8 protein-coding genes are annotated in these 8,027 nt (G+C 62.7%); 2 read left to right on the plus strand and 6 right to left on the minus strand.

All coding sequences use genetic code 11. The annotated features are described in order from the left end of the window. Both tagQ and BFQ03_RS00010 read left to right on the plus strand, forming a co-directional pair. Positions 1 to 613, plus strand: a 613-nt coding sequence (gene tagQ, locus BFQ03_RS00005; protein ID WP_065942268.1) for a type VI secretion system-associated lipoprotein TagQ, incomplete at its 5' end; no start/stop codon positions are given. 125 nt (positions 614 to 738) lie between these two features. Then, positions 739 to 1,116: a hypothetical protein gene (locus tag BFQ03_RS00010; protein WP_029289848.1), complete on the plus strand. Its 378-nt coding sequence runs from the start codon at positions 739 to 741 to the stop codon at positions 1,114 to 1,116. Between the two features lie 122 nt (positions 1,117 to 1,238). On the opposite strand, the gene BFQ03_RS00015 is transcribed toward BFQ03_RS00010, so the two are convergent. The 6 genes from BFQ03_RS00015 to exbB all read right to left on the minus strand — a co-directional run. Beyond that, complete coding sequence (locus tag BFQ03_RS00015) at positions 1,239 to 2,639, minus strand: aminoacyl-tRNA deacylase and HDOD domain-containing protein (RefSeq protein ID WP_032856797.1); 1,401 nt, start codon at positions 2,637 to 2,639, stop codon at positions 1,239 to 1,241. A gap of 212 nt (positions 2,640 to 2,851) precedes the next feature. After that, positions 2,852 to 4,927 (minus strand): ATP-dependent DNA helicase RecG, encoded by a 2,076-nt coding sequence (gene recG, locus BFQ03_RS00020; RefSeq protein ID WP_032856798.1) that lies wholly within the window; start codon positions 4,925 to 4,927, stop codon positions 2,852 to 2,854. A gap of 8 nt (positions 4,928 to 4,935) precedes the next feature. After that, positions 4,936 to 5,856, minus strand: a complete 921-nt coding sequence (locus BFQ03_RS00025; protein WP_032856799.1) for a hydrogen peroxide-inducible genes activator — start codon at positions 5,854 to 5,856, stop codon at positions 4,936 to 4,938. A 159-nt stretch (positions 5,857 to 6,015) separates the two neighbouring features. Continuing rightward, positions 6,016 to 6,762: a TonB family protein gene (locus BFQ03_RS00030; protein WP_032856801.1), complete on the minus strand. Its 747-nt coding sequence runs from the start codon at positions 6,760 to 6,762 to the stop codon at positions 6,016 to 6,018. Further along, a complete protein-coding gene (exbD, locus tag BFQ03_RS00035) occupies positions 6,759 to 7,184 on the minus strand; it encodes a TonB system transport protein ExbD (protein ID WP_032856802.1) in 426 nt (141 codons plus the stop codon). Before exbD ends, BFQ03_RS00030 begins: the two co-directional genes overlap by 4 nt. A gap of 6 nt (positions 7,185 to 7,190) precedes the next feature. Next, positions 7,191 to 8,027, minus strand: an 837-nt coding sequence (gene exbB, locus BFQ03_RS00040; RefSeq protein WP_065942269.1) for a tonB-system energizer ExbB, incomplete at its 5' end; no start/stop codon positions are given.

The raw sequence follows: 8,027 nt of genomic DNA on the forward strand, positions 1-8,027 counted from the left end.
AGCGGGTTACTACACCGAGCGTCAGAAGCAGATCAGCGACGACAACCAGCGCATCGCGTCCTACGCCACTGACTTCAACAAAAGCGCCTCCGATATCGACCGCAGCACCGCGTACGCCAAGGCGTCCCAGCAGTGCTACCAGAGCGCGTTCACGAAGCTTGTGGCCGACCGCAAGGCCAAGACCGTCAACGACACCGAAGGCCGCAAGCGCCTGGCGGAAATCGTCGCCGGCCTCAAGGAGTCCAACGACCTGGTCGTTGCAGTCAACGGCAAGGCCAGCGAAGACCTGAACAACTACACCCAGGCCTACGAGAAAGACCTGCAACAGGTGGGCGTGCAGCGCAATGACGTGGTGACGGTGGCCACGGCAGAGGCCGCCCCGGCGGTGGTCCCGGCGAAGAAAGGCAAATCGACTAGCAAAGTCGTGACCAAGCGTCCGCCACTACCCAAGGTGCCGACAGAAGCGGTGAGCACCGAGAAAACCATCCAGACCGTCAAGGTCAAGCAGGCCGAGAGCAAGCAAGTGGCCAGCGCCGGTAAAGCGCAGATCGAAGGCACCTGCCGCGATCCGAATCTGGCTGACTGGGCACCGGTGCCTTGCCCTAACGTTTAAGCCAAGTTGTTGCTATAAGCGGTAAACGCCAACCGATCTCCTGCTAACGCGGGAGATCGGTAGCGTTCCGCGCACAAATCGTTAAACTGCTGCGGCCACCCAATAATTACACTGAGGCCGTGTGCATGAAATTTCGTTTTCTTCTGTGGGTGCTGGGCCTGATGATGGCCAAAGCCAGCCGCAACAACCCTGCATTCCAGCAGCAGTTGGGTGACAAGGACCTGGCGTTCCAGCTGCAGACCCTTGACGGCAAGGTTGCCCGTCACTTCATCGTCAAAGACCAGCGCATCACCAGCCGCTCGGGTGTCCACCCGGAGCCTGCGTTTGCTATTGCCTTCAAAGACGCCGCCTACGGCTTCGCCACGATGCAGGCGAAGAACAAGCAACTGGCATTCATGACAGGGATTCAGGACAAGTCGATCCAGATCAAGGGCAACCCGGCGCTGGTGATGTGGTTCCAGGGGTTGACCAAGTACTTGAAGCCGAAGAAAAAGAAGGCCTGAGAGACCGAGTTGGATTCATCGCAGGCAAGCCAGCTCCCACATTTTGAGTGCATTCCAACGTTGGAACTCGGTCAACTGTGGGAGCTGGCTTGCCTGCGATAGCGGTTTGACAGACGCCCGCTTCACCCCTGGCTGAACTGCGACGCCAACTCCCGCAACAACACCTCGGCATCCAGCACCTTGCTCACTACATCCTCAGCTTTGCTGCGGTCCAGGCCCAGGCGCTCCAGCAGCTCGTCCGGGATCTCGGCCTCAGGCCCGGAGCCGATGCCGCGCCCGCGCAACAGGCGTACGGCCAGGCACACCAGGTTCGGGTATTCGGCGTATTGGCCGTCGTAGGTCGGGTCATGCTGGAAGCGCAGGGCAGTGGACAGCTCTTGCGGCATGTCCCAGTAACGCATCAACCAGGCACCGATCTGCTCGCGGCTGATCCCCAGCAAGTGTTGCTCGACATAGCTGTGGCACAGGTGCGGGTTGACCTCCAGGTGCCGGCAGATCAGCGAGAAGTGCGGCGGGAAGACGTGGGCCAGCAACAGATAGCCAAAGTTGTGCAGCAGGCCCGCCAAGTAGGTCAGGCCGGCTTCCGGGCGCTGGGCGCGCGGCATGGCACGGGTCAGCCCTTCGATTACCGCCGCGGTGTAGATCGACTGGTGCCAGTAGGGCGTAGCCTGTTGCGGATGGTCCTTGGGCAGGCTCAAGGTCTTGCCCAGCGCCAGGCCGAGGGCCAGGTTGATCACCAGGTCGAAGCCCAGCACGCGCACAATCGCATCTTCCACCGAGCGGATCTTGCCCGGCGAGGCGTAATACGGCGATGCCGCCCAGCTCACGACTTGCGCGGCCAGGGCTGGGTCGGTTTCGACCACGCCGGTAATGTCGTCGATGGTCGCGTTGGGATCGACCCGCAGCTTGATGATCTTCTGCGCGGTATCGGCCAGCGGCGGGATCTCGATGGTGGCTTCCAGGCGTTGCTGGATGCGGCGGGCGGTAAACGCCTGCATTGCCTGGGTGATCTCGTCACGATCGTCGGCAGGACGGTCGAAGTTGGGCCGGATGCTGCTCAGGGGCTCGCCGAAGTTGGCGGCACTGGCCTTGCTCAGCATGCGCTTGAAGTCATCGCTGGTGATTTCCAGCAGCACCGTGGCTTCGCCCGAATGCACCAGCAGGGTTGGCTCGCGCAGCAGACTTTCTTCGTACAGGCACGGTGAACTGGTCAGCGGCGGCAGACCAGGCAACAGGCTCAGGCTGTGCTTGCCGAGCATGCGCTCCAGGCGTTCCGGCGAGACAGCAGTCAGGTTGCGGCCGGTCAGTTCGGTGAGGCGGTTGAGGTCCAGCAATTGGCTCTGGGGGAACAGCACCATGAGGGCGCCCACGGCGTCATCGAGCAGCACCGCTTGAACCTTTCGGGCCGGATTCAGCCCTGGGTGTTCGGTGACTTGCGTGTAGCTGATGGCGAGTTTCGCGAGCAGGTCCCGAATGACCGAGGGTGCGGTCGGCGGGGCTGTGGCGTGGGCAACTTCTGACATGGCCGGATCCAATCTCCTACATTTGCTTGGAGTATAACCAGCTTGGTCCGGCTGAGTGGTGTCTAACTGTGGTTTGTGATGGTGTTGGCGGTCCCCATTACTGTAGGAGCGAGCTTGCTCGCGAAGAACCTTAGCGATAACGCGGGGCACCGGCATATACGTGGCGCCTGTGAGTTCTTCGCGAGCAAGCTCGCTCCTACAGGGGCGCTGGGTCAGACCTGGCCGTATTGCTGGCCATGACGCAGCCAGCGATCGAGCAACGGGCTGACGTGGTGCGGCCAGCGTTCCAGCAGGGCCTGGGCGGCGTCGCGCACCGCTGGCAGCAGGTCGGCATCACGCATCAGGTCAGCGACCTTGAACTGCAGCAACCCGGTCTGGCGGGTGCCAAGCATCTCGCCTGGGCCGCGCAGTTCCAGATCCTTTTCGGCAATCACGAAGCCATCGTTGGTTTCGCGCATGATCCCCAGGCGCTGGCGACCAATCTGCGACAGCGGCGGATGGTAGAGCAGCACGCAGTGACTGGCGGCACTGCCCCGACCGACGCGGCCACGCAGTTGGTGCAATTGAGCCAGGCCCAGGCGCTCGGGGTTTTCGATGATCATCAGGCTGGCGTTGGGCACATCCACGCCGACTTCAATCACCGTAGTGGCCACCAGCAGTTGCAGGTTGCCGGCCTTGAACTCGGCCATCACCGCGGCTTTTTCCGCAGGCTTCATGCGCCCGTGGATCAGCCCGACCTTGAGCTCGCCCAAGGCACTGGTGAGGTCTTCATAGGTGGTTTCAGCCGCCTGGCAGGTCAGCTCTTCCGACTCTTCGATCAGCGTACACACCCAATAGGCCTGGCGCCCTTCGGTGCAGGCCCCGCGTACCCGTTCGATCACTTCGACCCGACGGGTGTCGGTGACCAGCACGGTGTTGACCGGGGTGCGGCCGGGCGGCAGTTCATCGAGAATCGAGGTGTCGAGATCGGCGTAGGCACTCATGGCCAAGGTGCGTGGGATCGGGGTGGCGGTCATGATCAACTGGTGCGGATTCATCCGTCCGCCCACGCCTTTTTCGCGCAGGGCCAGGCGTTGCTGCACACCGAAACGGTGCTGTTCGTCGATGATCACCAGGGCCAGGTTCTTGAATTTCACTTCATCCTGGAACAGCGCGTGAGTGCCCACCACCATCGGTGCGCCGGCGGCGATCTGCTCCAGGGCGGCCGCGCGGTTCTTGCCCTTGAGCTTGCCCGCTAGCCACGCCACTTCCAGGCCCAGGGGTTCGAGCCAGCGCTTGAAGGTGATGAAGTGCTGTTCGGCAAGGATCTCGGTCGGCGCCATCAGGGCCACTTGATAACCGGCCTCCAGGGCCTGCAGCGCAGCCAGGGCGGCGACCACGGTCTTGCCGGCACCGACGTCGCCCTGGATCAGGCGCAGCATGGGTTCTTTCTGGCTCAGGTCGTAGGCGATTTCATTGCCTACGCGCTGTTGTGCACCGGTCGGCGCAAAGCCGAGGTTGGCCAGGTATTGCGCGGGCAGGCGCGTGGCCTTGGGCATCGCCGGCGCGCGCAGGGAACGCATGCTTTCGCGCAGGCGTTGCTGGGACAGTTGATGGGTCAGCAGTTCTTCAAAGGCCAGGCGATGCTGGGCCCAGTGATGACCCAGAGCTAGCTCATCGACATCGGCATCGGCCGGTGGATGGTGCAGGTAGCGGATCGCGTCATCCAGGGGCGCCAACTGGTAGTCCCGGGCCAGCTCCTGCGGTAGCCAGTCGGGCAGGCTTTGCGGGCCGAGCAGGGCCAGGGTCTGCATGCATAATTGGCGCAGGCGCTGTTGCGTCAGGCCTTCGGTGAGCGGGTAGATCGGGGTGAGGGTGGTGTCTACCGGTGGTGGCTCGTCGCCGGTGATGGCGCGATATTCCGGGTGATAGATTTCCAGGCCCGAGGCCCCTGGCCGGGCTTCACCGTAGCAACGCACGCGGGTGCCACGCTTGAGGCCTTCCTTTTGTGCGTTGCTGAAATGGTAGAAGCGCAGGCTCAGGCCACCGGTACCGTCCTGCAGGCGCACCACTAGGCTGCGGCGTTTGCCCATCACCACATCTGCACCGCTGACGGTGCCCTCGACCACGGCATCCTGCCCGGGGCGCAGATGGCCGATGGGCACTACACGGGTGCGGTCCTGGTAACGCAGGGGCAGGTGAAACAGCACGTCCTGGAGGTTTTCCAGGCCAACCTTGGCCAGTTTCTCGGCCATGGCTTCACCGACACCCTTGAGTGCCGTCACCGACACCTGCGACAGTTCAGTCATACAAGTGCTTAGCTCGCAGCAGGCGGCTTGGCCACCGAGCACAGGCGGATCGAGTCGGCGAGGATATCAATCGCTTTGGGGCGCGGGAAACTGGCACGCCACGCAATCGCCACGGTACGGAATGGCACGGGCGGGGTGAGCGGACGCACTTCAATCACGCCGGCAGCGTAGTGATGGCTGTCCACGGCCGACAGCGGCAGGATCGAGATGCCCAGGCCGGACGCTACCATGTGGCGAATGGTCTCCAGGGAGCTGGACTCCACAGTGGTGTGTTTGGCGCCGTCGTTGCCCTTGCTCAGGGTTGGACAGGCCTCCAGCACCTGGTCACGGAAGCAGTGGCCTTCGCCAAGCAGCAGCAGGCTCTTGTCGTTGAGCAGGCTGGCGTCGATCGTGTCTTTCTGGGTCCATGGATGGGACGCAGGCATCAGCACAGAGAACGGCTCGTCGTAGAGCGGTAGCGTCAGCACGTCGGCTTCGTTGAATGGCAGGGCGATGATGATCGCGTCCAACTCACCGTTGCGCAGCTTGTCGCGCAACACGTGGGTGAAGTTTTCTTCGATATACAGCGGCATCTGCGGCGCGACGCGGTGCAGTTGCGGGATCAGGTGTGGGAACAGGTACGGGCCGACGGTGTAGATTGCGCCGACTTTCAGCGGGGCGGTCAGTTGGTTCTTGCCGGCCTGGGCCAGCTCACGAATGCTCTGGGCCTGCTCCAGCACCTTCTGGGCCTGGGCAACAATGCCTTCGCCTACCGGGGTGAGGCGCACGGCGCTTTTGCTGCGCTCGAAAATCAGCACACCGAGTTCGTCTTCAAGCTTCTTCACACCCACCGACAGCGTCGGCTGGCTGACATGGCAACGTTCTGCGGCATGGCCGAAGTGTTGCTCTTGGGCGAGGGTCACGATGTAGCGTAATTCTGTAAGAGTCATAGCGGGCGTCCATGAGGTTGCGGGCCAAGCATACCGGCTGCAATCGATAGGCGCACGTTATCAGAACTGGAGTGGGGATTGAGCGGTTTGTGCGGGGGATTTTGCTGAAGCCCGGGACTGTCTGTATGAGCAGGCAAGCCTGCTCATACAGACAGGGGATCAGCGGCGACGTTTCTCGATGTTGTAGACAAACGGCGCAACGATTTCGATGCTGCCGTTTTTCAACATATCGGCCGGTGGCTTGGGCAGCGGCTGGGCACGACGGATCATCTCCAGGGTAGCGCGGTCCAGGTCGGCGTTGCCGGAGCGGCCCACCAGTTCATAGGACAGCACCTTGCCTTCGGCATCCACCACGAACCGCAAGCGGTTCAAGCCTTCCTTGCCACGGGCCTGGGCGCCTGGCGGGTACTTCTTGTACTTCGCCAAGTGACCGAGCAGCGTACTTTCCCACGTTGCCTTGGCCGCGATCTGCGCCGGCGAAGGACCGGGTTGTGGCTGCGCCGACTTTTCCGAAGGCGCATTATTCGCCGGGCTTTCGCTTGGCGGATCCTCGGAAGGTTTCTCCTTGGGCGGCTCGACCTTTTTCTCCGGCTTGGGCGGCTGTGGCTTGGGCTTTGGCTTGACCGGCTTGGGCACGGAAATGGTGGGTTTCGGTGCCTCGGCCAGCTTGGGCAATGGCAACTCTTCCACCGGTGCCGGCGGTTGCGGTGGCGTCACCACCTTCGGCGGGGCCGGAGGGGGTGGCGCCGGCATCGGCGCCAGGTCGATGACCATGGCCGCCGGTGGCAACTGCACCATGTGTGGCGCCGACCACTGGAGCGCGAGGATGATCGCGACGGCGTGGACGCCCAGCACGACGGCGAGGCTGGTGCCATAACGCGTCAGTTTGTGGCGCGTCGTGATCATTTCTTGGCTGCCGTCTCAAGTCCGACCAGACCGACCTTGAGGTAACCGGCCGCCCGCAGGGCATCCATCACGCTCATCAGGTCGCCGTAGTCCACGCCTTTGTCGGCCTGGAAGAAGATCGTCGTGTCTTTCTTGCCCTGGGTCCGGACGTCGAGCACCGCACCGAGGGTTTCGGATTTGACTTCTTCTTCGCCCAGGAACAGGCGCTGGTCAGCCTTGACGCTGAGGAACACCGGTTTCTCCGGTCGCGGCGCGGGTTTCGCGCTGGAGGCGGGGAGGTCGACCTTGATGTCCACCGTAGCCAGGGGTGCTGCGACCATGAAGATGATCAGCAGCACCAGCATCACGTCGATAAACGGTGTGACGTTGATTTCGTGGTTCTCGACGAGCTCGTCGTCACCTTGATTCAAATGCAGGCCCATGGCCGATTACCCCACTTTCACCATGTGCGGTTGCGAGCTGCGCTCGGTAGGCAGGTGATCGAGGTCACGGCTGACCAGCAACAGGACTTCTGCCGAAGCATCCGACACCTGGGCCTTGTAGCCGGCGATCGAACGGGCGAACACGTTGTAGATCACCACCGCAGGAATCGCGGCGACCAGGCCCAGGGCAGTTGCCAGCAGGGCTTCGGCAATACCGGGAGCGACGACGGCGAGGTTGGTGGTCTGGGTCTTGGCGATGCCGATGAAGCTGTTCATGATGCCCCACACGGTACCGAACAGGCCGACAAACGGTGCGGTGGAACCGATGGTTGCCAGCACGCCGGTGCCATTGCTCATGTTGCGACCGCAGGCCGCTACCAGGCGCTCAAGGCGGAAACTCACACGCTCCTTGATGCCTTCCTTCTCACGGGTGTTGGCCGACAGGCGCATTTCTTCCAGGGCGTCGTGCACCAGCAGGTGCGCGAGGGTGCCCTTGATGGCCGCGCTTTCGCTGGCTTCCTTGAGGGTGGTGGCTTTTTTCAGGTTGGCGATTTCGGTGCGCAGGCGACGTTTGGCGCCCAGCAGCTCGAAGCCCTTGGCGATCCAGATGGTCCAGGTGATGATCGAGGCGATGGCCAGGCCGATCATCACGATCTTCACGATGATGTCAGCGTTCTGGTACATGCCCCAAGGTGACAGGTCGTGGGCCATGCCCAGGGTGTTGTCTTCTTCCAGGACAAGACCGGTTTCATCTGTGGGGGCTACGCCTTCGGCAGCGGCAGGTGCGGCAGCCGGGGCGCCGGGTACTGCGGCATTTTGCTCAGGTGCGGGGGCTGCGGCGGC

Origin of the sequence: Pseudomonas sp. 25 R 14, assembly GCF_900004755.1 — a bacterium.
GTDB lineage: Bacteria > Pseudomonadota > Gammaproteobacteria > Pseudomonadales > Pseudomonadaceae > Aquipseudomonas > Aquipseudomonas brenneri.